At 61.3% G+C, this 24,069-nt stretch carries 19 protein-coding genes and 2 pseudogenes; 11 read left to right on the forward strand and 10 right to left on the reverse strand.

From position 1 onward, the window contains the following. The first annotated feature begins 456 nt into the window (after nucleotides 1-456). Nucleotides 457-954, forward strand: a complete 498-nt coding sequence (locus tag B0B13_RS02110) for a hypothetical protein (RefSeq protein WP_076794122.1) — start codon at nucleotides 457-459, stop codon at nucleotides 952-954. 249 nt (nucleotides 955-1,203) lie between these two features. Here the strand turns inward: B0B13_RS02110 and prpF are convergent, their stop codons facing one another. Genes prpF through prpB form a run of 4 tightly spaced genes read right to left on the reverse strand, consistent with a single transcriptional unit; the run spans nucleotide 1,204 to nucleotide 7,108 of the window. Further along, nucleotides 1,204-2,400, reverse strand: coding sequence for a 2-methylaconitate cis-trans isomerase PrpF (gene prpF / locus B0B13_RS02115; RefSeq protein ID WP_076794123.1), 1,197 nt, complete (start codon nucleotides 2,398-2,400; stop codon nucleotides 1,204-1,206). A gap of 15 nt (nucleotides 2,401-2,415) precedes the next feature. Then, nucleotides 2,416-5,013, reverse strand: coding sequence for a Fe/S-dependent 2-methylisocitrate dehydratase AcnD (gene acnD, locus B0B13_RS02120; protein WP_076794537.1), 2,598 nt, complete (start codon nucleotides 5,011-5,013; stop codon nucleotides 2,416-2,418). Nucleotides 5,014-5,018: 5 nt separating this feature from the next. Then, nucleotides 5,019-6,188 carry a bifunctional 2-methylcitrate synthase/citrate synthase gene (gene prpC / locus B0B13_RS02125; protein WP_076794125.1) on the reverse strand — a complete coding sequence of 390 codons (1,170 nt, stop codon included), beginning with the start codon at nucleotides 6,186-6,188 and terminating at the stop codon, nucleotides 5,019-5,021. A 23-nt stretch (nucleotides 6,189-6,211) separates the two neighbouring features. Continuing rightward, the gene (gene prpB, locus B0B13_RS02130) at nucleotides 6,212-7,108 is read right to left on the reverse strand and encodes a methylisocitrate lyase (protein ID WP_076794127.1); all 897 of its coding nucleotides are present in this window, start codon (nucleotides 7,106-7,108) and stop codon (nucleotides 6,212-6,214) included. A gap of 223 nt (nucleotides 7,109-7,331) precedes the next feature. Here prpB and prpR point away from each other — a divergent pair, with 223 nt between their 5' ends. Beyond that, nucleotides 7,332-9,245: a propionate catabolism operon regulatory protein PrpR gene (prpR, locus tag B0B13_RS02135; RefSeq protein ID WP_076794129.1), complete on the forward strand. Its 1,914-nt coding sequence runs from the start codon at nucleotides 7,332-7,334 to the stop codon at nucleotides 9,243-9,245. A gap of 214 nt (nucleotides 9,246-9,459) precedes the next feature. Then, entirely contained in the window at nucleotides 9,460-9,936 is a 477-nt protein-coding gene (locus tag B0B13_RS02140; RefSeq protein ID WP_076794131.1) for a GNAT family N-acetyltransferase, read from the forward strand. 287 nt (nucleotides 9,937-10,223) lie between these two features. Here the strand turns inward: B0B13_RS02140 and B0B13_RS02145 are convergent, their stop codons facing one another. Continuing rightward, nucleotides 10,224-11,162, reverse strand: coding sequence for an NAD-dependent protein deacetylase (locus tag B0B13_RS02145; RefSeq protein ID WP_083703587.1), 939 nt, complete (start codon nucleotides 11,160-11,162; stop codon nucleotides 10,224-10,226). A 95-nt stretch (nucleotides 11,163-11,257) separates the two neighbouring features. On the opposite strand from B0B13_RS02145, the pseudogene B0B13_RS17540 reads away from it, so the two are divergent. Beyond that, nucleotides 11,258-11,611 (forward strand): annotated as a pseudogene (locus B0B13_RS17540) (2-aminoethylphosphonate ABC transporter substrate-binding protein); the annotation flags it as partial. A gap of 591 nt (nucleotides 11,612-12,202) precedes the next feature. Here the strand turns inward: B0B13_RS17540 and B0B13_RS18895 are convergent. Next, a complete protein-coding gene (locus B0B13_RS18895; RefSeq protein WP_237573992.1) occupies nucleotides 12,203-12,340 on the reverse strand; it encodes a hypothetical protein in 138 nt (45 codons plus the stop codon). Nucleotides 12,341-12,473: 133 nt separating this feature from the next. Between B0B13_RS18895 and B0B13_RS18900 the strand changes: the two genes are divergently transcribed. From B0B13_RS18900 to B0B13_RS02165, 3 genes are all read left to right on the forward strand, one after another. Further along, complete coding sequence (locus B0B13_RS18900; protein ID WP_237574360.1) at nucleotides 12,474-13,307, forward strand: hypothetical protein; 834 nt, start codon at nucleotides 12,474-12,476, stop codon at nucleotides 13,305-13,307. A 403-nt stretch (nucleotides 13,308-13,710) separates the two neighbouring features. Continuing rightward, on the forward strand, nucleotides 13,711-13,833 hold the full coding sequence (locus B0B13_RS18905; protein ID WP_255763142.1) for a hypothetical protein: 123 nt from the start codon (nucleotides 13,711-13,713) through the stop codon (nucleotides 13,831-13,833). A gap of 121 nt (nucleotides 13,834-13,954) precedes the next feature. Next, nucleotides 13,955-14,662, forward strand: coding sequence for a response regulator (locus B0B13_RS02165; protein WP_076787967.1), 708 nt, complete (start codon nucleotides 13,955-13,957; stop codon nucleotides 14,660-14,662). 113 nt (nucleotides 14,663-14,775) lie between these two features. Here the strand turns inward: B0B13_RS02165 and B0B13_RS02170 are convergent, their stop codons facing one another. After that, a complete protein-coding gene (locus B0B13_RS02170; RefSeq protein ID WP_502686584.1) occupies nucleotides 14,776-17,049 on the reverse strand; it encodes a patatin-like phospholipase family protein in 2,274 nt (757 codons plus the stop codon). Between the two features lie 283 nt (nucleotides 17,050-17,332). Between B0B13_RS02170 and B0B13_RS18630 the strand changes: the two genes are divergently transcribed. The 4 genes and pseudogenes from B0B13_RS18630 to B0B13_RS18915 all read left to right on the forward strand — a co-directional run bounded on the left by B0B13_RS18630 (nucleotide 17,333) and on the right by B0B13_RS18915 (nucleotide 18,617). Then, nucleotides 17,333-17,497 carry a hypothetical protein gene (locus tag B0B13_RS18630; RefSeq protein WP_212667352.1) on the forward strand — a complete coding sequence of 55 codons (165 nt, stop codon included), beginning with the start codon at nucleotides 17,333-17,335 and terminating at the stop codon, nucleotides 17,495-17,497. Between the two features lie 115 nt (nucleotides 17,498-17,612). After that, nucleotides 17,613-17,757, forward strand: a pseudogene (locus B0B13_RS17550) (helix-turn-helix domain-containing protein); the annotation flags it as partial. 603 nt (nucleotides 17,758-18,360) lie between these two features. Continuing rightward, on the forward strand, nucleotides 18,361-18,546 hold the full coding sequence (locus B0B13_RS18910; protein ID WP_235091151.1) for a hypothetical protein: 186 nt from the start codon (nucleotides 18,361-18,363) through the stop codon (nucleotides 18,544-18,546). Beyond that, entirely contained in the window at nucleotides 18,543-18,617 is a 75-nt protein-coding gene (locus tag B0B13_RS18915; protein WP_286137234.1) for a hypothetical protein, read from the forward strand. The genes B0B13_RS18910 and B0B13_RS18915 overlap by 4 nt, the downstream gene beginning before the upstream one ends. Nucleotides 18,618-20,654: 2,037 nt before the next feature. Here B0B13_RS18915 and B0B13_RS02190 read toward each other — a convergent pair. The 3 genes from B0B13_RS02190 to B0B13_RS02200 form a co-directional block, all read right to left on the reverse strand. Beyond that, on the reverse strand, nucleotides 20,655-21,533 hold the full coding sequence (locus B0B13_RS02190) for a hypothetical protein (RefSeq protein ID WP_076794137.1): 879 nt from the start codon (nucleotides 21,531-21,533) through the stop codon (nucleotides 20,655-20,657). A 1,075-nt stretch (nucleotides 21,534-22,608) separates the two neighbouring features. Then, nucleotides 22,609-22,971 (reverse strand): hypothetical protein, encoded by a 363-nt coding sequence (locus B0B13_RS02195; RefSeq protein WP_076794138.1) that lies wholly within the window; start codon nucleotides 22,969-22,971, stop codon nucleotides 22,609-22,611. A 315-nt stretch (nucleotides 22,972-23,286) separates the two neighbouring features. Continuing rightward, a complete protein-coding gene (locus B0B13_RS02200) occupies nucleotides 23,287-24,069 on the reverse strand; it encodes a glycosyltransferase family 4 protein (RefSeq protein WP_286137208.1) in 783 nt (260 codons plus the stop codon).

The following is a 24,069-nucleotide window of genomic DNA, read 5'->3' on the forward strand; positions in this document are numbered from 1 at the left end:
GTGCATCCGACACAAATGGTCCCAGGCGTAGCGAAGTTGCGAATGGCGGTACACTTGAACGTCGGGCAGGTTGTAAGGCGGTGCTGTCCCCCGCCGCGTTTTTGCAAGCAACCGGTTTCATCCAGGGTAAGTCAATATGACTTTGCGTGAGACAAGGGCTAGCCAGCATTTGGCGCAGCGAGATCAATTTTGCGTTTCTCAGCTTGCCGGAGCGTGTGGCGAGAATAGCCGCGCTCGTTCGGCTCGAGGGTGGCCCGCGCTGCAAAGTGTGGCAGTCGGTGAACGCGTGCAGCAGCGCGTAGTGGCTCGTGCCGGTGCATGGGGGCCGGACACGACCCCGTACGTCTACGACGCGCCGCTGTGAACCTGCTTCGGTGCGTTGTGTCGCTACACTGGCGGGCGCGATGCGGTAAGGTATTGGTTCGAGTAAACTGCACACCTTTATGGACGCGTGGCATGCGTACTACTTCACTGATCGGAATCATGCGCTTACTCGGCTATCGCATCATATTCGCCGGCATGGCCTTCGCCGCGTTGTGTGGACAGGCTTGCGCGGACGCGGCCGATGGCACGCGCATGGCCAGCCGCTCGCTCGATGATGCGCTAGCGTGCCAGTTGCGTGCCCATGATTTCATTGCGCCGTTGGTGGACGAGGGCTTGATCGGCCCAAAGGCATCACGCGTCGAAGACAACTCGGTCAATGCGTTTTTTCCGGTACGCGGCGCGGACTTGCGCGCTTTCGGGTTTTCGGTGATCGCAGTCGTCGGCTACCAGAAGGACGATCCCTTGTTCCGGCAAGGCCGGAGCAAACCCATCGGCGACTCAGCCTATGGCGTCGTGGTAATGGGGGCCACCCAGCGGGTCAAGGCCCGTGCCGAACACGCTGGCAGTCCGGCGATCGTCCACCATGTCGGCCCATTCGTGACGGCGATCTTCTGCGACGCGCAACGTTGACGTATCCTGAGCCGCCGGCAGGCTGACATCCGGGCTGGCATTCAGCGCGCGCCGGCGCGGCGTGATACCGCCGCTGCCAGCGATTACCGCTGCCAGCGCGAGCGGCATGGCCAGTGTCGTTAACCCAATCATTCAAGCGCGGCTTGCCTACGGGTGCCGCGTCGGCCTTCGCCTACCGCCGCAGAGCGATCAGGAGCCCGTGCCGCCCGGCAGCCCACCGGCGCATGGTCCGGACAAGCCTGCGCCGCACTAGCGCAGCAGCAGCGTATCGGCTGGCACGCGCACTAAGCCCTCCATGAGCACGCGTGCGCTACGGCTCATCAACGCTTTGGTCACGACCCATTCGCCGTTGACGCAGCTCGCTTCGGCGCCAACGCGCAGCGTGCCGGACGGATGCCCGAAGCGCACCGCGCGGCGCTCGCCGCCGCCTGCCGCGCGGTTGACCAGCGTGCCGGGCACGGCTGCCGCCGCGCCGATCGCGACGGCGGCAGTGCCCATCATCGCGTGATGCAGCTTGCCCATCGACATCGCGCGCACCAGCAGGTCGATGTCAGACGCCGCGACCGGTTTGCCATTGGACGCGACGTAGTCGGCTGGTCGAGCCACGAACGCCAGCTTCGGCGTGTGCTGCCGCGTCGCGATCTCGTCAATAGACGAGATGAGCCCCATGCGCAGTGCGCCATGGGCGCGGACGGTCTCGAGCCTGGTCAACGCGTCTGCGTCGCCGTTGATCACGTCTTGCAACTCCGTGCCGTGGTAGCCGAGCGCCTCGGCCTCGACAAAGATCGTCGGGATGCCGGCATTGATCATCGTTGCTTGCAGCATGCCGATACCCGGAATGTCCAGTTTGTCCACGAGGTTGCCGGTTGGAAACATCGAGCCGCCGTCTTCGTCGCCGGCGGATGGGTCCATGAACTCGAGCGGCACTTCCGCGGCCGGGAAGGTTACGCCATCCAGTTCGAAGTCACCGGTCTCCTGCACCGCGCCGTTTACGATTGGCACATGCGCGATGATGGTCTTGCCAATATTTGCCTGCCAAATCCGTACGGTGGCGATACCGTCGCGCGGGATGCGCAACGCGTCGACCAGGCCGTTGCTGATTGCAAACGGTCCGACGGCTGCCGACAGGTTGCCGCAGTTGCCGCTCCAGTCGACGAACGGGCGGTCGATTGCTACTTGTCCGAACAAATAGTCCACGTCATGGTCGGGGCGCTCACTGCGGGACAGAATCACGGTCTTGCTGGTGCTCGACGTGGCCCCGCCCATGCCGTCGATCTGCTTGCCGTACGGGTCGGGACTGCCGATCACGCGCAGCAGCAACGCGTCACGCACCGCACCGGGCTGCTGCGCGGCGCCGGGCAGGTCCTGTAGCCGGAAGAATACGCCCTTGCTGGTCCCGCCGCGCATGTAGGTGGCGGGGATCTTGATTTGGGATGAGTGAACCATCAGCGTATCGCTCCGTCACGCGGCCGGTTTCGCCGATTCGAGGAAGTCCTGCGCAAAACGCTGCAGCACGCCACCTGCTTCGTAGATCGAGACCTCCTCGGCCGTATCGAGCCGGCAGGTAACCGGGACGTCAGTACGCCCGCCGTCACGGCGATGGATCACCAGCGTGAGAGCGGCGCTCGGCTTGCGCTCGCCGATCACATCGAAGGTCTCGGTACCGTCGATACCCAGCGTGATGCGGTTGACATCGGACTTGAACTCTAGCGGCAGCACGCCCATACCGACCAGGTTGGTGCGGTGGATGCGCTCGAAGCCTTCCGCGACAATGGCCTCGACGCCGGCCAGCCGCACGCCCTTGGCGGCCCAATCGCGCGACGAGCCTTGCCCGTAGTCCGCGCCGGCAATGACGATCAACGGTTGCTTGCGCGCCATGTAGGTTTCGATGGCCTCCCACATGCGCATGACCTTGCCCTCCGGCTCGACGCGAGCAAGCGAACCCGTCTTAACCGCGCCGTTTTCCAAGACCATCTCGTTTTTCAGCGTCGGGTTCGCGAACGTTGCGCGCTGGGCGGTCAGGTGGTCGCCGCGGTGGGTCGCGTACGAGTTGAAGTCGTCTTCCGGTACGCCCATCCTGGCGAGATACTCGCCGGCGGCGCTGTCAGCCAGAATCGCGTTGGAGGGCGACAGGTGATCGGTGGTGATGTTGTCGCCGAGCACTGCGAGCGGACGCATGCCGCGCAACGTACGCTCCCCGGCGAGTGCACCCTCCCAGTACGGCGGACGGCGAATGTAGGTGCTGCGCTCGCGCCAGTTGTACAGCGGGTTGGTCTGCTGGCCTGCGTCAACGCTGAGCGCGAACATTGGTTCGTATACCTGGCGAAAGAGCTCTGGCTTGACGCTGGCCGCAACCAGCGCGTCGATCTCATCGTCGCCGGGCCAGATGTCGTGCAGCGTGACGGGGTGACCATCGCGGTCGAGGCCGAGTACGTCGCGCTCGATATCAAAACGGATTGTACCGGCGATCGCATACGCTACTACCAGCGGCGGTGAGGCGAGAAACGCCTGCTTTGCATACGGGTGGATCCGCCCGTCGAAGTTCCGGTTGCCGGACAATACTGCGGTCGCATACAAGTTGCGCTCGACGATCTCTTGTTGGATGGCCGGGTCCAGCGCGCCGGACATGCCGTTGCACGATGTGCATGCGTACGCGACGAGACCAAAGCCCAATTGCTCCAGTTCCGGCAGCAGTTGCGCGTCCTGCAGGTACAGTGTGACGGCCTTCGAGCCGGGAGCCAGCGAGCTTTTCACCCACGGCTGAGGGGTCAGCCCTCGCCGGTTCGCGTTGCGTGCCAGCAAACCCGCGGTAATCATGTTGCGCGGGTTGTTGGTGTTGGTGCAACTGGTGATGGCCGCGATGATTACCGCGCCGTCAGGCATGCGGCCGGGCATGCGCTCGACCTTGCCGCTGATGCCACGCGCGGCCAACTCCGAGGTGGGCACGCGCTTGTGCGGATTGGACGGACCGGCGATGTTGCGTACCACGGTCGATAGGTCGAACTCGAGCACACGTTCGTATTGCACGTGTGTCAACGTGTCAGCCCAGAGGCCAGCGCGCTTCGCATATTGCTCGACCAGTGCGACTAGCTCGTCGCTGCGCCCGGTCAGCCGCAGATACTTGATCGTCTGCTCGTCAATGTAGAACATGGCCGCGGTGGCGCCGAACTCGGGCGCCATGTTCGAGATCGTTGCGCGGTCACCGAGTGTCAAGCTGGCCGCGCCATGGCCATAGAACTCGAGGTAGGCCGACACGACCTTTTCCTGACGCAGGAACTCGGTGAGGGCCAGCACAATATCAGTAGCGGTGATGCCGGCTCGGGGCTTGCCGCTCAGCTTCACGCCGACGATATCCGGCAAACGCATCCACGATGCGCGCCCTAGCATCACGCTTTCCGCCTCCAGCCCGCCCACCCCAACGGCGATCACGCCCAGCGCATCGACCATCGGCGTGTGCGAATCGGTGCCCACGAGCGTGTCGGGGAAGGCGACGCCATTGTTGACCTGCACAACCGGGCTCATGCGCTCCAGGTTGATCTGGTGCAGGATCCCGTTGCCGGGCGGGATCACGTCGACGTTGCGAAACGCCTTCTTGGTCCAATTGATGAAGTCGAAGCGGTCTTCGTTGCGGCGATCCTCGATCGCACGGTTCTTCTCGAACGCGTCCTTGTCATTGCCGCCGTATTCGACCGCCAGGGAATGATCGACCACCAGCTGGGTCGGCACGACCGGATTGACCCATGACGGATCACCGCCACGCGCCGCGATCGCGTCGCGCAACCCGGCGAGATCGACGAACGCGGTTAGGCCCAGGATGTCATGGCAGACGACGCGTGCCGGGTACCAGGGGAAATCTAGTTCGCGCTTGCGCTCGATGAGTTGCAATAGAAACGCGTCAAGCATGGCCGGATCGCACTGGCGCACCAGGTTTTCGGCCAACACCCGCGACGTATACGGCAGTTCGTCGTAGGCGCCCGGTGCCAGCGCATCGACGGCGGCGCGCGCGTCGAAAAAGTCCAGGTCGGTGCCTGGCAGCGGTTTTCTGTAAGCGGTATTCATCGACATCAGCCCCGCTTCTCGAGCGGCACAAACGGCAAGTTTTCCGGGCCGGTATAGTTGGCGCTCGGGCGGATAATCTTATTGTCCACGCGTTGCTCAATGATGTGTGCCGCCCAGCCGGACGTGCGCGCGATCACGAACAGCGGCGTGAACATCGCGGTGGGCACGCCCATCATGTGATACGACACCGCGCTGAACCAGTCCAAGTTTGGAAACATTTTTTTGATGTCCCACATCACGCTCTCCAAGCGCTCGGCAATGTCGAACAGCTTGGTGTTGGACGCTTCCTTTGATAGTTTCCTGGCGACTTCCTTGATCACTTTGTTGCGCGGATCGGAGATCGTGTAGACGGGGTGGCCAAAGCCGATCACCACTTCCTTGTTCTCGACGCGGCGGCGGATGTCCGCTTCGGCTTCGTCGGGGGTGGAATAGCGCGATTGGATCTCGAACGCGACTTCGTTTGCGCCGCCGTGTTTCGGGCCACGCAGCGCACCGATTGCCCCGGTGATCGCCGAGTAGATGTCTGAGCCCGTGCCGGTAATCACACGGCTGGCAAACGTCGATGCGTTGAACTCATGCTCGGCGTACAGGTTCAGCGACACGTGCATCGCGTCAACCCATGAGCGCGTCGGCGCCTTGCCGTGCAACAGGCGCAGGAAATGACCGCCGATCGAGTCGTCATCCGTTTCGACGTCGATGCGCTTGCCGTTGTGCGAATAGTGGTACCAGTACAGCAGAATCGAGCCAAGCGAGGCCATCAGCCGGTCCGCGATGTCTCGCGCGCCGGGCAGATTGTGATCGTCCTTTTCGGGCAACATGGTACCGAGCACGGAGACACCCGAGCGCATCACGTCCATTGAATGAGCCGACGCCGGGATGGATTCGAGCACTGCCTTGACGTTCGCCGGCAGCCCGCGCAGCGCCTTGAGTTTGACCTTGTAGGCGGCCAACTCGGCCACGGTCGGTAGCTTGCCGTGCACCAGTAGGTAGGCGACTTCCTCGAACTCGCATGCGTCGGCCAACTCCAAAATATCGTAGCCCCGATAGTGCAAGTCATTGCCGGTACGCCCGACCGTGCACAGCGCGGTATTGCCGGCGGCCACGCCGGACAGCGCGACCGATTTCTTTGGCTTGAAGGCACGCGTTGCCGGCGCGTTGTTGTCTGCTTCGCTCATGGTTTCGTCTCCGGACGCAAGCGTTATTTGTTGGCGGCGAACAGTGCGTCGAGCTTCTGCTCGTATGCGTGATAGCCCAGGTAGTGATACAGATCGACGCGCGTCTGCATGGTTGGGACGGCGGCCTTCTGGGTGCCGTCGCGCAGCACGGTTTGATAGAAGTGCAACGCCGCTGCGTTCATCGCGCGATAGGCGCCGCAGCAGTACAGCGCGATGTCCACGTCGGCGTCGCGCAGGTCGTTGACAGTGAACAGCGGGGTCGAGCCGAACTCAGTCAGATTTGCCAGGATCGGCACCTTGACGGCGGCCTTGAAGCGGCGGTAGTCATCCAACGTGCGCATTGCTTCGGGAAAGATCATATCGGCCCCGGCTTCGACATAGGCGAGTGCTCGCTCGATAGCGGCGTCCAGGCCCTCGGCAGCGGCGGCATCGGTGCGCGCTATGATCACGAACTGCTCGTCGCTACGCGCGTCAACTGCCGCCTTCACGCGGTCGACCATTTCGTTGGTCGGCACACATTCCTTGCCTGGCCGGTGACCGCAGCGTTTCTGACCGACCTGATCCTCGATGTGCACGGCCGCCACCCCCGCCTTGATGAACGAGCGGATGGTGCGCGCAATGTTGAACGCGCCGCCCCAGCCGGTATCGATGTCAACCAGCAGCGGTAGCGAGGTTGCATCGGTGATGCGGCGCGCATCGATTAGCACGTCTTCCATTGTGCTGATGCCCAGGTCTGGTAAGCCGAGTGAATTCGCCGCGACGCCGCCGCCGGACAGGTAGACGGCCTTAAAGCCAACGGCTTCGGCCATCTTCGCCGCGTAGGCAGTGATCGCGCCGGCCACTTGCAGCGGCTGGGCTTGGGCAACGGCAGCGCGAAACTTGGCACCCGCGTTGGCGGGCTGAGAGGGGGGTGGATTCATTGTCGCTCCAGGAAAACCGCGACGTTTAAGCAAGTTCCGAGCCACGGTCGATAAAAGCGCCAATGACTTGATTTTTCGGGCGGTGCCGGCTCGGCGATCGCAGCTTTCTTTTCACTATTGAAATCCATCATTTCATTTCTGAAATGTGGCGCATAATGCGGTATTACTAACGGAGTAATGGGCCTTGAGCATCGTACAACCCGACGCGGCCGCCCGCCCGCGGATGTGGGCCATGGGAATAAGCCGATTGCGAGACTTGTTCCTGGACATCGCTCGCGAGTATGACGGGCGTGCGCAACTGCGCGTGGTCTCGCGCGGTTTCGAAGATGCGGTGCATGAAATCAATGTGGCCGGCGCGATGCGTCCAGACGTGGTGGTGGCCGGCGGATCAAACGGCGCGTATCTGAAAGGGCGTGTGAACGTGCCGGTCGTACTGATCCATCCCACCGGTTTCGATGTGATGCATGCGCTGGCACAAGCACGGCGCGACGCGGCATGGGTCGCGCTGGTCACGCACGGCGATATTCCTGAGGAGGTCCGGCAGTTCACGCACGCCTACGGCGTCGATGTGGTCCTCGGCTCGTATCGATCGGTGCAGGATGCGCAGACCTGCGTGCAAGACTTGCGTGAGCGTGGCGTCGGCGCGGTGGTCGGGCCCGGCCTGGTCGCGGATCTTGCCACCCGCGCCGGCATGCAGGCGGTATTTCTGTACTCTCGCGCCTGCGTGCGTGCCGCTTTTGATACCGCGCTGGAAGTTGCGCAGGCCACGCGTGCCGAGGCACTGCGCCGCGCCCGGTTGGACAACCTGCTGCAGCACCTGCGCGACGGGGTGGTGGCGCTCGATGCCGAAGGGCGCGTCGAGGCGATGAACCAACGGCTGTCCGATGCCCTCGGTATCGGCGCCACGCAGACAGCGGGGCGCCCGCTGCTGGATCTGGCGCCGTACCTGGCCGACTCGCTGCCCGACGCCGAGGGCGATACGCTCAGCGTGATCCGCGGCGTGAGCTACGTCGTGCATCGCGGCCCGCTCGACGGCCCCGGCGGCGAGCAGAGCGGCACCGTGCTGACGTTCCAAGAGTCGCGCGCGGTCGAGCGGCTGGATCGCACGTTGCGGTCACGGCCGCGTGCGCAGCAATTTACCGCCCGTTATCATCTGGACGACCTGATCGGCGAATGCGCGCCGATCGAGAGCGTGCGCGCGCTGGTGCGTCGTTATGCACGCTCGGACGCGACCGTGCTCGTGCTCGGTGAAAGCGGCACCGGCAAGGAAATGGTTGCCCAGAGCATCCACCGCCTGAGTGCGCGGCGCGATTTCGCGTTCGTGGCTATCAACTGCGGTGCCTTTCCGGAGGCACTACTCGAAAGCGAACTGTTCGGCTACGAAGAGGGCGCCTTCACCGGCGCGCGCAAGGGGGGCAAGGTGGGTCTGATCGAAGCTGCGCATCGTGGCACTTTATTCCTGGATGAGATTGGCGAGATGCCGCTGCCGTTGCAAAGCCGTTTGTTGCGGGTGCTCCAGGAACGCGAAGTGGTGCGTCTGGGCTCGACTGAGCCGGTGCGCGTCGATATCCGCGTGATCGCCGCTACGCATCGTGCATTGACCGACGGCATCGAGTCGGGCACATTCCGCGCTGATCTGTATTATCGGCTGAATATCTTGAGCATTGCGCTGCCATCGTTGCGTGAGCGTCCTGATGATGTGATGCTGCTCGCGGCGGAGTTGCTGCTGCAGGCGGCGCGACGCGAGTCCCGCCTGGCCGCGCGCGTGCCGGATACCAGCGTGGCGACCCGGATACTGGCGCCGGTGGCCGCGCCGCTGTGCGCGTACCGGTGGCCCGGCAACGTGCGTGAGTTGCAGAACGTCATCGAGCGGATTGCGGTCGAATTGGCCGATACCGAGGTTGATGACGACGTCGCGCTGACCGTAGCCGTGCTGCGCATGATCGCGCCTGAGTTATTCGACACGCCGGCTAACCCCGACATGCCCGTTTTGACACTGCGCGAACGTAGCCGCCACGTCGAGGCGGACGAGATCCGTGCCGCGTTGGAGGCTCATGATGGCGATCGCAATGCAGCATGCCAGGCGCTGGGCATTAGCAAGACGACACTGTGGCGTAAGCTCAATGCCGCGCGATAAGGTGCTGCCTGTGCGGGCGTGAGCCCGGCTCCGGATCGGCGTGCGCCGTTCGCGCGTTTGAACACGCTTGTTCGTCGATCGCCGGTTGTCGGTCATTGGTCTTCGGACTTCGGCCGCGGAGCGGTGGCGGACCGACACGCTTTATAGAATGCTGCTGTGGGAGTTTTTTAGGCGCTTGCCGATGATTCGTCTTGCTGTCCCAGCGGATTTTCCCATGCTGTTGTCGATAGAGTGCCGCGCCGGCGAGCGGCTGCGCGGGCATGTCGCGTTCCCAGTGTTTACCGCGCATGGATTGACTCAGGATGAGCTTGCCGGCGGGGTGCGGCAACGCAAGCTATGGGTGGTGGAGCACGATGATCGGACCGTGATCGGATATTTGCTCGGCAGTGAACTCGACGGTGGGTTCCATATTCGGCAGATGGACGTCGAGCCTGCCTACGGCCGTCGGGGCCATGGCCGTGCATTGCTGCGGCATGCGTGCGCCGCTGGGCGTGCCGAGGGCTACCGGCAAGCGCTGCTGACGACGTTGCGGGACGTGCGCTGGAATGCGCCGTTCTATCGCAGCGAGGGTTTCGCCGAGTTGCCGAGCGCGCTGCAGGGCGAGCAGATGCGCGCGGTGCTCGCACATGAACGGGCGCTGGGGTTCCCGATGGATCTGCGCGTCGCGATGGCCAAGCCGCTGAGCGACTGACCGTTGCGTGGATCGATGTATCCGTGACCGTTACGCGCTTTTGTCGTCCCGCGGTGGCGCAGCATCGGGCGTCCCGGCCTGTCCCGGCGTTGCCACGCATGCGCCAAGGAGCCCGGATTCACGCGCCAAGCTGTGCCAGTGCAGCACGCACGTGCGTGACGAGGCCTCGGCGAGTTTTGAAGAGGGGCCTGTGCGCACGGGCCAGGTAAACTGGAATTCCTATCGAGCGGACGTGTGCAGGCATCGGATGGATGAGATGTCGCGAACGCGGCGAGAGGGCTGGCAGATTACGTGGGTTCGCGCAGGTTGACAGACGGCAGGGCGACAAGCACTGACAGCAGCGCCTGGTCGCATGGCAGCGTGACCTTCAGCGCGAGCAGCGGATCGGCACGCGTGCGCCCGAGGTTGATCGCGGCAATCGGCTTGCCGGCTCGCGCCGCTTGCACGCAGAAACGATAGCCAGAGTAAACTGCCAGCGACGAGCCGACGACGAGCAAGGCATCGGCGTGCGCGAGTGCGGCCTGTGCTGCCTCGACACGCTCGCGCGGCACGCCCTCGCCGAAGAACACCACGTCCGGTTTTAGCATGCCCTGACAATAGTCACACACCGGCACCCGGATCGTATCGAAGTCGATCGACTCGAGATCGGCGTCGCCATCGGGCGCTGCGTTGGCCGACAGCGTTTGCAGCACCGGATTGTCCGCTTCGAGCCGCTGCTGGATAGCCTCACGCGCATGCACGCGGCCGCAGCTCATGCAGACGGCACGGCTAATGTTGCCGTGAAGCTCGATCGTGCTGGTTTGCCCGGCGCGACGATGCAGGCCGTCGACATTCTGTGTGACGAGCCGCTCGACGCGACCCAACGCCTCAAGCCGCGCCAGCGCATGGTGCGCGGCGTTTGGCTCGGCCTGGGCCAGCACCTTCCAGCCGAGTGCGCTGCGAGCCCAGTAGCGGCGGCGTGCCGTCGGCGAGCAAAGGAACTCTTGCAGCAAAATGGGCGCACGGCCTTTGCGCTCGCCGTTCGCATCGCGATAGTCGGGAATGCCCGAGGCGGTACTGATGCCGGCGCCTGTCAGCACGAATAGGCGAGGATGTGCCAGCACGAAGCCGGCCAGTGAGCGCAGGCTCGTCTGCACGTCACCCAGCTCGGTCGGCGTGTGCGGCGGCTCGGCCGTATCGGCACCGTTGCGGCGTTCGGCCGGAACTTCGGGTATGAACGTTTTCATCTCGCTGACAAAGCAGTGTGGTATAACGGCAACCGAGCACGGCATCGGCGACGGGCCGATACGCTCCCTCACCGATTCTACGAGGTTTGGGCACGGCTGTCGGCGTCGCGTGCGATGGGGCACGAAACCGTATTTCGTTCGCGATCAACCCCGACACAGCCAAGACCGAGCCGAAGACTTTCGCCGACTTGCTGGCGCTGTCCCACGCGGGCGAGGTGGCCTACTCGAACCCGACACGGCCGGCTGACGGGATGGCGGTGATCGTCCTTACGTCGGCCCTGATGGGCGAGGTTGCCGCGTTCGACACCTGAAAGCTCGAGCAGCACGTGAAGTTCCATACCAAGGGCATTGGCTACCTCGACGTGCTGCTGTCGCGTAACGAGATCGTGGTGGCCGACGGCGAGTTACACAAGGATTGGGAGCGCGGGCTTTGCACAACTGAACCCGTTCGCCGCCGATGCACTGCAATTGCGGCGCTGGGAAGACCGGGCCAAGGTAGTCTGCCTACATCTGATCTAACACTACCGGGCGATCATAGCGCGCTTATGCGCTGTAGTGCTACCGCGCGCACTCGCCGCACTGGAGCATCGGTCTTTTTAGATCGCTTATCCGACGCTATACGGTCTACTTCCCTCCGATTATGCCAGGCTCGCAGCCCGATGCAGAAGCTGCATTTTTTATGGCGAGGACACAATGACACGACAGACAAGTCGATTGCTTTCAAAGTTAGGCGCCGGCATGGTGTTGGCCATAACCGCGGGGTGCGGCGACACGACGAGCAGCGACATGAGTGCGTCGGCCGAGCATCGTACAGGGGAGGCGCCATTTACCGCACCGCGCGTTGACGCTTCCCTGCGGTATGCGCGCGGAGAACACGACGGGATTGACGAGCGCGGCAGGCCAGATGGACCCGAGCTTGATGGCGGCGCCATGCCGGCTGCGCCTGGCGACGGCAAGCCGCGCAAGTTGTCGCACACGGACACCCCAACCTTGCAGGGGCGGGATGATACGGAGACATCGCATGGTTGGACAGACGCTGCTCATTCGAGAACATGTCCGTCCACACCGGTGAAGCGTCCATCCGATGAATACAAGCGCAGGTCGCTAAGCAGGGCGTCGTCGCTGTCTACCCTCCATGGGCCCCGCCCCGACAACACGAATGGGAATGCCCATCCCAACGGAGATATCATCCTTCGCGGTGTGCCGTCAATAGACATCCTGGGACACGCACCCCGCCGCTCCCGGACCAGTTTGACTATTAGCCCGACTATGCGATCGTCTAGCGAGCAAAGTGCCGACATATTCAGTGTTTTGCCTCATTTCTTTCACGACACGAATTTCAATCCGCTTGAGGCGTTCCACTCCACGCAGGGCGATACAATGGCCATTTTGGAGGAACGGCCGACGGCGCCGTTGAGTGCCCGGCTCAGGATGTGGATGCGGGAGGCCCATGCCGATCTTGCTGACTGTCGTACCCTGCCCTGTCCTCATCACGGATCGCCGCAGCCGTGGAAAACGCTGTTCGATGTCGACGCACGGATGAGACAGTACGAGAAGCAAAAATCTGTGCGCAAGGTGCTCGAACGTCGGATACTTGAACAGCAGGCGGTGCCTGTGCTGCCCGATGTGTTCGATCAGCTCGATCAACGCGATAAACTGTGGGTCGCGCTGCGCATCGCCGATGCCGAGGTCGCGGACAACAGTGATATTTTGGCGTGGTCCGGGGCGGCGGCCCTGTTTCCACCCGAAGTGCTGCACGAGCGCCAGCATCGCATGGTTGTGCCATGGATGCTCCGGATGTTCGATTTGCGCCTGGACCTGGTCGCTTTGGGCGAGCGAGGCGCCCGGCCGGGCGAGCTCGATGCATTTGTCCGGGCAGCGGCCCGTGACGTCGATCGGCAAGACCGCCTCGAGCAGCTGGAGCAGGCGCTGCACGCACTGGCCGTCTACGAAATTGTCCCGAGGATGCGTAGTATTCTGGAGCCCACGAGCGCGCAGTTGCATGAGGTGGCGAAGACCACCTTTCGCGTGGTCGAGGCACTCGAGCGACTGGCTGCCGAAGTGGTGCCTACGTCGGTACAGCAAGGTTCGGACGACACGGATTACGCGGATCGTTTCAATCAATTATTGTCCGGAACGATATAGATGTTCACCGTTCCACGGCTGAATAGCGGATCGGTCGGCTCCTACAATGTGGGCGCATGGCTGTCCATGTGTGCCGTCTCAGCGGCTCTCTGGTGATGGCCATAGCAAACACAACAACGGCGGGCAGATCGATGAGCAACCAGCATGCTGTGCAACAATAGCGTCTTGCGTGGCGCACATAGAGCTGGCCCAACTGGATCGGTTCAAGCGATGCGCGCAGCAATGGATAGGCACTGACGGCGTTCATGGCCGGTCTGGCGAACTGTACGATGCACGGTCGCGGGCTGTGCCTGCGCTGGTACGCGTGCGGACGTTGCAGGCGCGGCATGCGCTGAGTTCGGCGCCCCATTGAGCATGCGGTCTGCGTTGGCAACCCGGTGCGATAGGAGTTTGGATAAACACGTTGGTGGACTTCGCAGCGCGTGAAGTGCGGCGCTTGCGGGTGTCAAACAAGGCGTTTGCCACGCAAAGCGCCGCTAAGGTTGCCGGCGAGGCCAGGTTGAAGGCGCTCGCACAGGGCCACTGAGCGCGCGAACGACGCATTGTCGGCGGCTGGACGACCGGCATTCCTTTCGAAATGCGCAGAGAAATGTCGAGTCGTATCGTAGAATGCGCGCGAAACATCCATGCCATTGAGCGGCTCTATCATGGTTTCACGCATCCTGCTGATCGAAGACGACAGTCGCCTGGCTGCGCTGGTGGCCAGCTACCTGCGCAAGCACGAGTATGACGTGCATATCGTACTCCACGGCAACGACGCATTGGACGCGATTCTCGCGCGTCGGCCCGACCTGGTAATCCTTGATGTGAACCTGCCCGGCAAGGACGGCTTCCAGATATGCCGCGAGGCGCGCAAACAGTTCGATGGTCTAATCATCATGGTGACAGCCCGGGATGAGGATCTTGACGAGGTACTGGGACTAGAGCTCGGTGCCGATGACTATGTGCACAAGCCGGTGGAGCCACGCGTGCTGCTTGCGCGGATCAAGGCGCTGCTGCGCCGCGGGCTGCAGCTCGGCGGCGAGACGAGTGTTGAGCCGGAGTGCCTCATCTTAGGCAAATTCGAGATTAACCGTGCCACGCGCAGCATTCGCCTGCCTGATGGTAGCGTGCCCGATCTCACCTCAGCCGAGTTTGACTTGCTATGGGCGCTGGTGCGCTGTGCCGGCGAGGTCGTGAGCCGCGACGACTTAATGCGGCAGCTGCGCGGCATCGGTTTTGACGGCGTGGATCGCACGGTCGACGGCTGTATTTCCAAGCTGCGGCGCAAGCTGCACGACGATGCGGCCAACCCGCAACGGATCAAGACCGTGCGTGGCAGAGGATATCAATTCAGCAAGGTGGCATGGGAGTAAGTTGTCAGCTGATCGGTGGTCTGAGCGCCTCCATCGCCGGATAGCCTGTGCCAGGCGCCAACAGCCAATAGCCAATAGCCAATAGCCAATAGCTAACTGCCACCGCCCGCGGCTCAATAGACGTGTCCGAACTGGAAATACACATTGCGACGTCCCTCTGGCGCGAGTGCGACACCGAAATAGACCGGCCCGAATGAGCTGGTCAGCCCAGTGAACAGCGACACGCTGCGCTTCATCGGCCCGCTGCCCAGCGCGTCGTTGAAGCCATTCCAGACGTTACCTATTTCCGTCGTGACGCCTGCGAACAAGCCGCGGAACGGACCAGCATTGAACGAAGTCAACTGGTTCATATACGTGAAATGGGCATAGGCCATCGACGTGCCGGCCAATTGATCGGCTGCATACGCGGATAAGTGTCGGAAACCGCCCAGCGTGAACCCGAGCGGGTTGATCGCGTTAGTGCCGCCGATGTCCTTGCCGCCCTCGATGCCGACGTTAATGCTGTGTCGTCCGAACGAGGCCGCGGCCATTGCCTTGCCGTACAGTTTGGTGACGCGGTCTTCGCTGCTGGCGAGCGAACGCTCGGCCCTGATCTCCGTAAAGTAACCGCTGCGGGGGAATTGCGAATCGTCGAGCTGGTCGATAACCAACCGTGCGCGCATGCTCAACTGTCGGCTATAGGCGTCCGGGAACGCCAACTGTGTGCCACTTTCACCCAGTGGCAGGTTGTATAGCGGCGATGCGAAGCCGTGTGCATACGCGAGCCCGAGGCGCAAGTCACCGAGCCGCGCGAGCGGCAGCCCGAAATCGATGCCGGCGCGTTTGGTTTGCAAATGAAAGCGGGTAATGCGGACGTTATCACTATAGAGGTTCGCGTAGCGGCCCACGTACTCGACATAGGGCGCCACGTAATAGCCGAATGCACTGGACAGCGGCTGGCGCAGTTCGCCATGCACACTGATCAGGTCGCTGCCGAGCGTGGTGTCCACGCGTCCTTCGAGTCCCGACGGGCTCAGCCACGGTCGGCGATAGCCCAGATGCAGCCGAAATCCGCCTTCATCGGTTGAACTGCTTGACAGGCCCAGGCCAAACAGCAGAAAGTTTGGCCCCCATGACTTCTGCCGCGCCGTGATCACGAGCCGGTGTTCGTCGCCGTGTTCGACTAGCTTCTGCGTGACGTCCTCGAAGTCACCGGAGTTTGATAAGGTCAACAGGTCCTTGTTCAGCTGGTGTGGATCGTAAAGGTCGCCCGGGCGCACATGCAGATAGTTGCGGATCCGCGCGGCTGGTACTGTGCCGACCGACTCGATATCAATCTGCGTCAGGCGTATCGGGCGCGGTGGTGGAGCGGCGTGTGTGCGGCGGTAAACGGCGTAGTCGGCGGGCGCCAGCGCCAGATGCCGCAGTTGCGGCAGAGCCGCGCGGGCCGCCGCCTCGCCGGCCTCAATCGCCTGTGCCGCGTTCGCGAAATCGGTGAAGGTTAGGGAACCGAGATCGGGTTGGATTAGCACGTCGCCGGCGACCAGCCGCGAGCGTTGTTGCGTAACGTTTTGCCGGATCAGGATGCCGATCATCTGCTGCATCACGTCTGCGGGCGTCGCGAGTGCATCGAGCGAGCGCAGCGGCGAGCCGACGTCTACGGCGATCACGACGTCCGCGCCCATAGCCCGTACGGTGTCCACCGGCAGGTTGCTGACCAAGCCCCCGTCCACCAGTGTACGCCCGTCGACGTCGGTCGGCGCGAACAGCCCGGGCATTGCCATGCTGGCGCGGATTGCCTGCGGCAGCGAGCCATGATCCAGCACAATCATCTGGCCACTGCGCAACTCGGTCGCGATCGCTCGATACGGGATCGGCAGCTTATCGAACGACAGGTCACCAGGCACCGTCGAGGTCCAATCCGACAACAGCGCTTGCAGCCGGTTGCCCTGAACTAGGCCACGTGGCAATTTCAGTCCGTCGCTGCTGACGCCCAGTGTTAGGTTGCTGGCATACGATTGTTCGTCTTCGCGTTGCGACTGCGGCAGCTCGGCGCGTTGGTGCACGTCGAATGCGATGTCCGTCAGGTTCACGCCCGCCAGCCGGCTCTGCATGTCTGTTGCACTCATGCCGCTCGCGTACAAGCCGCCCACCACGGCGCCCATGCTGGTGCCGGCGATGCAATCCACGGGGATGCGGTTTTCCTCCAACACCTTGAGCACGCCCAGGTGTGCATAGCCACGCGCGCCACCGCCAGAGAGCACCAGACCGACCGCCGCGCGGCCGTGCGCACGGTCGTGCGCCGCGCACGCGAGCGTCCCTGCGCATGAAGCCGACGCGTGCAACACCAGCGCTGCCGCGAGCGCCACGGCGAGTGCTTGGCGGCCAGGGCGGCCACGCCGTGACATGTCCTTCTGCCTGATCATGGCGCGCATGACCAATGCGCGGAGGCGGGCCCGCAGTGATAGGGTCATCCTGTTGTTTGCGTTCTTAAAAACTAGCTATTATCGCTGCACGGTTGTCGCGCGTGCAGGGCAAGGCGCGATTTCGCCCGCCCGCACAGACATGCACAGGACTTTGCGTGTTGACGCCGCGCTGGTCGTTGGCACTGTTGGCAAGCTGGTCACGATACCTGGTGATGCTGCATCGGCTTGAGCGCCGATATTCGATTGGCGTGCGACGGGCCCAGCGATGATCGAGATCCTGGCTCAGTATCCGCCCGCCTACCTGCATAGCGACGGGCATCAGTGGTTCGGCCGCGCGGTGATCGCGTGGTTGCTCGCTGCGTCGCAGGATGTGCTGGTTAGACCGCAAAGCGAAAGGCTGCGACAATTTCTATCCGGCAGCCTGAAGTAACCTTGGGGCTCATGCCTGTCAACACGCCCCGCACGATGCATGTGGCAATGTTGATTTTGACGCCCTGTTTATTGACGGACATCAGACCAGTGTTAGACTGCTTGCAGCGGCTGGCGAGGCAAAGATCCCGTTGCAGCGCACCAGCAAATCAGTCCGGCAGATCAGCACTGGTGTGCGGATTCTCTTCGGCTGCTCATTTTGCCAACGCGTATCGCGAGAAGTTCGGCGTGACGCTGCGTGAGCAGCGGCGTGCATTCGTCAATGTAACGGCCCGAGTATCGACTGAAAACAGCGTGACAGAGCGGGCGGACCCTATGCCGTCATTTTGGACCCTTCTCGCTGGCCTGCCAGAAAGGATTGTCTTGGATGTCGAAACTGAAGCGTGGCTCGCCTGGCGTTCGCGTACCGTTGACAGGTACGCGCGGTGCCGTCGCCCGGGGCGCGGTGCGGTCGCGGTTGGTTGCCTCGGGGCGGCGGGCTGCATCGGATCGGTAGGCAGGCTTCGCGCCTAGCCCGGACAATCGGCCATTGCTGGGTGCACGCTTAGCAGTGTCAGTCGCCTTGCGTTGATCCGTTCGCGGTTTCGCGTCGGCGGAGTCGGCCACGATTGGTGGCTTTGCTCCGCAATGGCGGACTGAAAATCTGTCAGACATTCCCGATCCTCGCTGGTGTGCAATGTCGATATCCGTGATTCTGACGCCGACGCCACGGGCGCGACACGCTAACCACGAATCCGGCGGGCTGCCGGCGAAGTGGCGCGCCGGACCGTCTACGGGAACCGATAAAACGGCTCGCGTAGGCGAAAGGTGTTGTATTAGCTACCATCCAAGATGTTTTTATTCGACTGCAATCGAGGAGTCGCCATGACCAGCATCCAAGTGACCCGCGATACCGTCGATCAAGCGAGGGTCCCCATTTTCGCGCTAGCGCCTTACCTGCTCATGTTGACCGTGCGAGAGATCGATGAAGTGAAGCCATCGCTGTGGAGGAACGACAAGTTGTCTGCGCAACTGAACGCGGAGTCGAGAGGCACTATCGCGATCGTCTGAACGCTGGCGATCTCGGCGATCCGCAACTGCTGGCGCAATGCTGCACCGCGCTCAATGAACTTACGCAGTGACTCAATCTCGGGTCCGTCCATGACTTCCAGCGCTGAGCCGGCGTGGCTGTCCGATCCGCTTGCGCTGACGCTGCAGGGAGAAGTGCCCGTTGAGCGCGAAGAAAGACTGGCCATTCATATTTGCTGATACTGGATCGATCATGGAGTGCTGACGACGGCGTCCGCTGCGGGCGGTTCCCTCAGCGACGGAGTGGTTCCCGCCGTGTTGGTGTTGTACGGCATCCATAGCGACGAGACTGCACCGATCGAGCTAGTGTAGCAACGGGTCGCTGACGTATGTGCGCGGCGCGTGGCGCCGCTCAAACGTGCAGCAAGCGTTTTTGCCGAGGCTCATACCGGTGTCCGCTGGCATTTCGATCTGCATACAACGAGCGGGGCGTCTGTCTATGGAAAATTCGCGTTGCGGCTCAGCGCCAATCGCGCTGCTTGGTCATGGTTGCTCACTGCGCTGCGCGCTCGTGCATGCTTGAGTTGGCAGGGTCAGACCGTTGGGAGCTAGAACGACTTGTCGTGCTTTACACAGCCGATGCATGTGCTGTGGTAGGTATTGGACGGCCAGGCCGCCTGTGTGGGCGCGCCGCCGCCGGTGTTCCATGGGATGCTACACAGTGCCACAATCGGTGGAGCGAATCGTTTTCCCGAATTTTGTTGTGGAAACTGGGATGCGCGCCGTACTGATGGTCGTATAGGTCAATAACACCAAGCTAGATTCGTTCTTGTTCGGTCTTTAGGTAAGCGTCGGCATACGGGCCGCATGACGACAGATCTTTTGTCGCCATGCTATTTAGCGGTCAGTCGAGTATCTGGCGTCCCGGTACCACAAGCATCAATCTTGCTTTTAGGACGACGGGGGAGGGCATTTCTTAAGGCGCACGGTTTGCAGGACACTGCCGTCGCAGTAGGTTACCGATAGATCGGTCAAAAGGGGGGACAATCGCTTTTAGGGTGAACGCTAGAGGCCTCGATTATCGCTTTTCGCAAGATGGCCGTGAGGTTGGAACACCGAAATTAGCCCTTTACAGTGCGTCAAACCACTGATAGATTAAATTATTGGTGGCAAATAATTATCCCGATAGAGAGGGTGGAGTTGGAACCTGAGAGACGCGGGTTACGGAGCGCGCCAGACGATTCCGGGCCGCGAATAGACGCACGGCTGCGAGCCGTGCGTTTTTTTGCGGTGCGCCCGGCAGGGCGCACTCACTAGGAAGCGAAAGTCCTCTACACGCCCGGCAAGGGGAAGTGTTAGCCAGAGGCAAGGGTGTCGCGGGCGACTGCGAATCTAGAGGAAGCCCGAGACAAAGCGCTGGCTTGACGAACAGGAAGCGGGTACGAGGCATGGCGACTGGGTAAGATATCCATAATCACTGAAGCCCGAAACTTGCACCGACGTCGTTACGTATATCCGACAGGCATGAGCGTGAAGGTGGGGGTGTCATACTCGGGGAGAGCCGCTCGCGTGCTGGCGAAGGTGCCAGCTACTGACATCAAGAGGCGGCAGGATGGCGAGCAGAGGGCGTAGTAGGTCGAGGCGAAAGCGGCGAGCCGAGGATCACCGCGAACGAAGGCCCGAACAGGTAACACCGAGAGTAAGATGGATGATCTGGACACACGCTGGTGATGCAGAAGTGCTGGAGACCGCTACTAACTTGTGACGTGAAACTTTACACAAAGTATGGAAGAGCCACTTCTAAGTTGCTGTTGACAATGGCAACGGCACGGGGTGGCGACACATTTAGTGGTCAAGTATGTGCAAACTTAGCAGGGGCCAACTCCTCTCACATGTGCGATTCACAGCACCCCCGTGCAGCGGATAGGGCAAGCGCTTTAGTCCCTTGGCAATACCAGCGGCGGGTTTGTTTTTGGTTTCGGCATAGTTGTCGCTGTTTAAGGCTTGCCCGATCGCCAACTTCGCTCTCAATAACGAGATAGGAGGGGATATCGGATATTGCAGGGCCAAGCTTTGTCAATGGCGTGACACTCGGGATGTTAAAATTCAATGTCAATCGCTCGATGACCGATGGCGGACCGTTTCACGCATTAAGGCAGTAGCTTACTTAACGCTTGCTTCAACTCGTCGCTTCTTTGGGCCTTGGGGATTTCCCGTTTTAAGCATATTTTATAAATAAGTTTTACATTATTGTCATTGTTGAATGCTTTCAATAACCTCTCAGAGTGAGCTTGATAGGCCGGGTTTGCGATAATTTGTGCCAAGCCCGCCGGCTGCGGCTGATCTCTTTCCCAAATGGCAAACTGCTTAAATGCCGCAATAATTGGCTTATCAAATTGATGTTTTTTAATAATATTGATTGCCAGCTTATCGTCCGTATGCAATTGTGCATCCAGGTTTCTTTTGAATGAAATTTTTTCTCCTGACAGAAAGCGTTTTATTGAAGCATTGACGTTGCTGTTATAATGATCAATGGTACTTGATTTGTAATGCTCAATGATCAAATTTATCATATCCGGCTTTGCATTTTTAGCAATGCAATCCAGTTTGTCCGTTTGATCGTATGCTTTGGAAAACCACCGTGCCAATGATCTTAAGACGACTTTATCTCTCGTCGACAAATGCGAAGCCTGTTGAAGCACTTTTTTATCGGTTTGCGTCGAAGATTGCGTCGCCAACCAAGACGCAATCAGTTCTTGTTTGACCTGAGTATCTATCTCTGCAGGAATAGGGTTTCTAGCAACCCCCGGCAAAACGATGCTGTCCAACGCCTGCTCGCACTCCCATGCTCGCAACTTTCGTAGCCACCGGACTGAGGCGCCGATGGACGAAGCGTCATCTTGGGCGTTGCGTCCGCCTACCGGGTTGGCCTGATACCGAGTGAATAATTGCTTTTGGCCGAGATCGGACAGATGACCGGCTTCAAGCCATGTCAGCACATTGGCCAGGCTTTGCTCAGGCTGTTCCATCAGCCATTCCGATAGCCCTTTTTAGGTCACGCACGTGCCGCTCTATAATCTTTTTTTCAAAGGTTCACCCTCCTGCTGCGAGTCGCAATAGGCAGCCAGGCGCGCGGACAGATCTTGGAGAAGCGCAGCGTCCTGGGGATTGGGACGAAACGTGTAACCCCAGGCACGGGTGGCGTTGCCCAGGCCGGCCGGCGCGGTTCGGGTCGCCACGCCTGGCGGCGAGGCGTCGGATGGCCATTCGGCTCGCCGCGCCGACGTTGACGCCATAGGCGATGTGGGGCGGTGGGCCGATCCCACCTGGACCGTCTGGTGCCACGTCATGCCATACGCGTGGCGGCTCTCCGGCCGCGTATGCGGTCCACGCCGATCGCTGGAGGACCAACTCAGCATCGGTATTGCATGCCCGCTCATCGAGCGCGGAGCTGGTCGCTGAACGGGTTGCGGTGTTGGCGCTTCGGCCTTGTTGTCCATCTCGGTTCGAAGCGAGGTCGGATCCGACGTGTGGGAAGCAAACAAATAACGAGTATCCATTATGGGCTTGTCAGCCGCGCGGCGGCTGCCTGTGATGGCAAGAAAGGTGAGGCTATTGTTGCGGCACGCACCGCACGGCGCTGAGAAGTAACCGGAGCCAGGGCATGCCATGCGAGCCATTCTGGCGGCAAACGATAAGGTGAGGCATGCTCTCACGTGGTCAACCCGCGCTTTCCTCCTACCGGTCCCATTCCGGTTCTGCTCTGCCTTCCCTCATGGTCTTCCACGGTCAGCACCGATTCAACGTCAGCGCGCGGAAATAAGCGTCTAGCACTGACCGATCTGAGCGTGGCGGCTACGTCCACTAAATTTGAATCGAACCCAAGAAATTGGACAGTGAGCGACTATGCCTTCGTAAATAAATCGATGGATAAATCGGCAAACGGTGCTCGAATCAACGAACTATTCTTGTTGTTGACTTTCAAGGTTCGGCCTATAGGTCTCAAGTTCTCGCACCGCTTTCCCCCTGCTAAAGCGCTTAAATGCCTTGCGCGCAAGACACAGGCATTTTTAGCGCAGCAGCGACGACGGGCGGCCGCGTCGGTCACATCCAGTGCTGTAGGCCGAAATCAAACAACAGGACGACGGCAGAGCAAAACATGCCACACAGCAAATTGGCGATGCGATGCCCGAAGTCGTGATGGCGGCTGAGCGCCGCACCGATCAGAAACACGATCTCAATTGTCACCTGTAGTCCGAACCAGGCGAGCATCACAGTGTATTCGTACCCCATTGAACTGAAGTTGGCAAAGTTCATGCCGTGCCCGGATACCCATGAGCCGACCCGCCATATTTCATAGAGCAACAGCACCGCGGGGAATAGGTAGCTTACGATATAGGTGGGCATCGTTGCATGTCGCAACTCGAAGTGGTTCTCGTGTCGCAAGAGGTGAGTCGTGAGCCGCATGATCTGCTCCTCTAAGTATCCAACTTGTCACGTTATGGGTGGCACACGGCATGTGTGCGCCTGAATTGACTTTAGGCGGCTTGTGGCAAGGTTTCAATGATGCAATGCAGCATTATACTGCGTGGCACGGCAGCGGATGTACCCATGCAGCGTTGAGCAAGACGATGGCGCGGCGCGTGGTGCGCCTTGCGTTAAGGTGCGCCGGGACGTGGGATTGGTGTTGCATTGCAGCAGTTGCCATGCAAGCGGCGATCGCAAAAATGCAAGCGACGGCCAGTATGTGCAACCGTTGAACAGGCTGTGAAACGGGTCGTCCTACCCGATAGGGAATGCGCCGCCGTCCGCTGCGACCACGCTGTCCGCGTGCGTGACTTCCGGTTGTTCATTGCTCTGCTCCAGGCGCAGCACGGTGGCGAGTCGCTGCGCGTACCGCTGCGGATGATATTCACCGACGTCATAGCGGCGATTCGGCTGGCTGAGATGCCGTATCAGCGCGTCAAGCGCCGTGCGGTAGTTCGCCGTATCGCAGCGATACTTGAACTTATTGCCGATTTCGTCGCCGAACGTCGACAGGCTGCCGATGTCGTGCACGAGCGCCGGCAATCCGAGCATGGCCGCCTCGACGATCGACAGCGGCGCATTTTCTGCGCAGATCGACGGCAACACCACGGCATGCGCGGTCTCGCGCAATTCGGCCAGGAGTACGCGATGGGGACGCCTGCCGCGAAATTCGAGCTGCCCAGCACAAATCAAATCGGCGTTGCGGTGCTCGAGCGCGGCCCGTTCCGGCCCGTCGCCGAAAATCGTCAGCTTATTAAAATAGGCGAATTGCATGGCGCGTGCCAGCGCGATGAACTCGTTTAGCCCTTTTTCCGCCGCGATGCGGCCGGCGAATGCGAGGTTGATGCGGCGCGCTTGGATCGGTTTGGGCGCGCATATGGGCATGTCCGCGTCAATTGGGTTGGGCAGCAGCGACGTGTTCATGATGCCGGCGCGGTGCAGTGCTTGCTCCATGTACCGGCTCGGGCACAACAGCAGATCGAACACTCGGGCGGGATGACACAGCAGCCTGGTCGAATGCCAGTAAAGCTTTTTCAA

The sequence above is a fragment of the Burkholderia sp. b14 genome, assembly GCF_900156195.1.
Classification (GTDB): domain Bacteria; phylum Pseudomonadota; class Gammaproteobacteria; order Burkholderiales; family Burkholderiaceae; genus Mycetohabitans.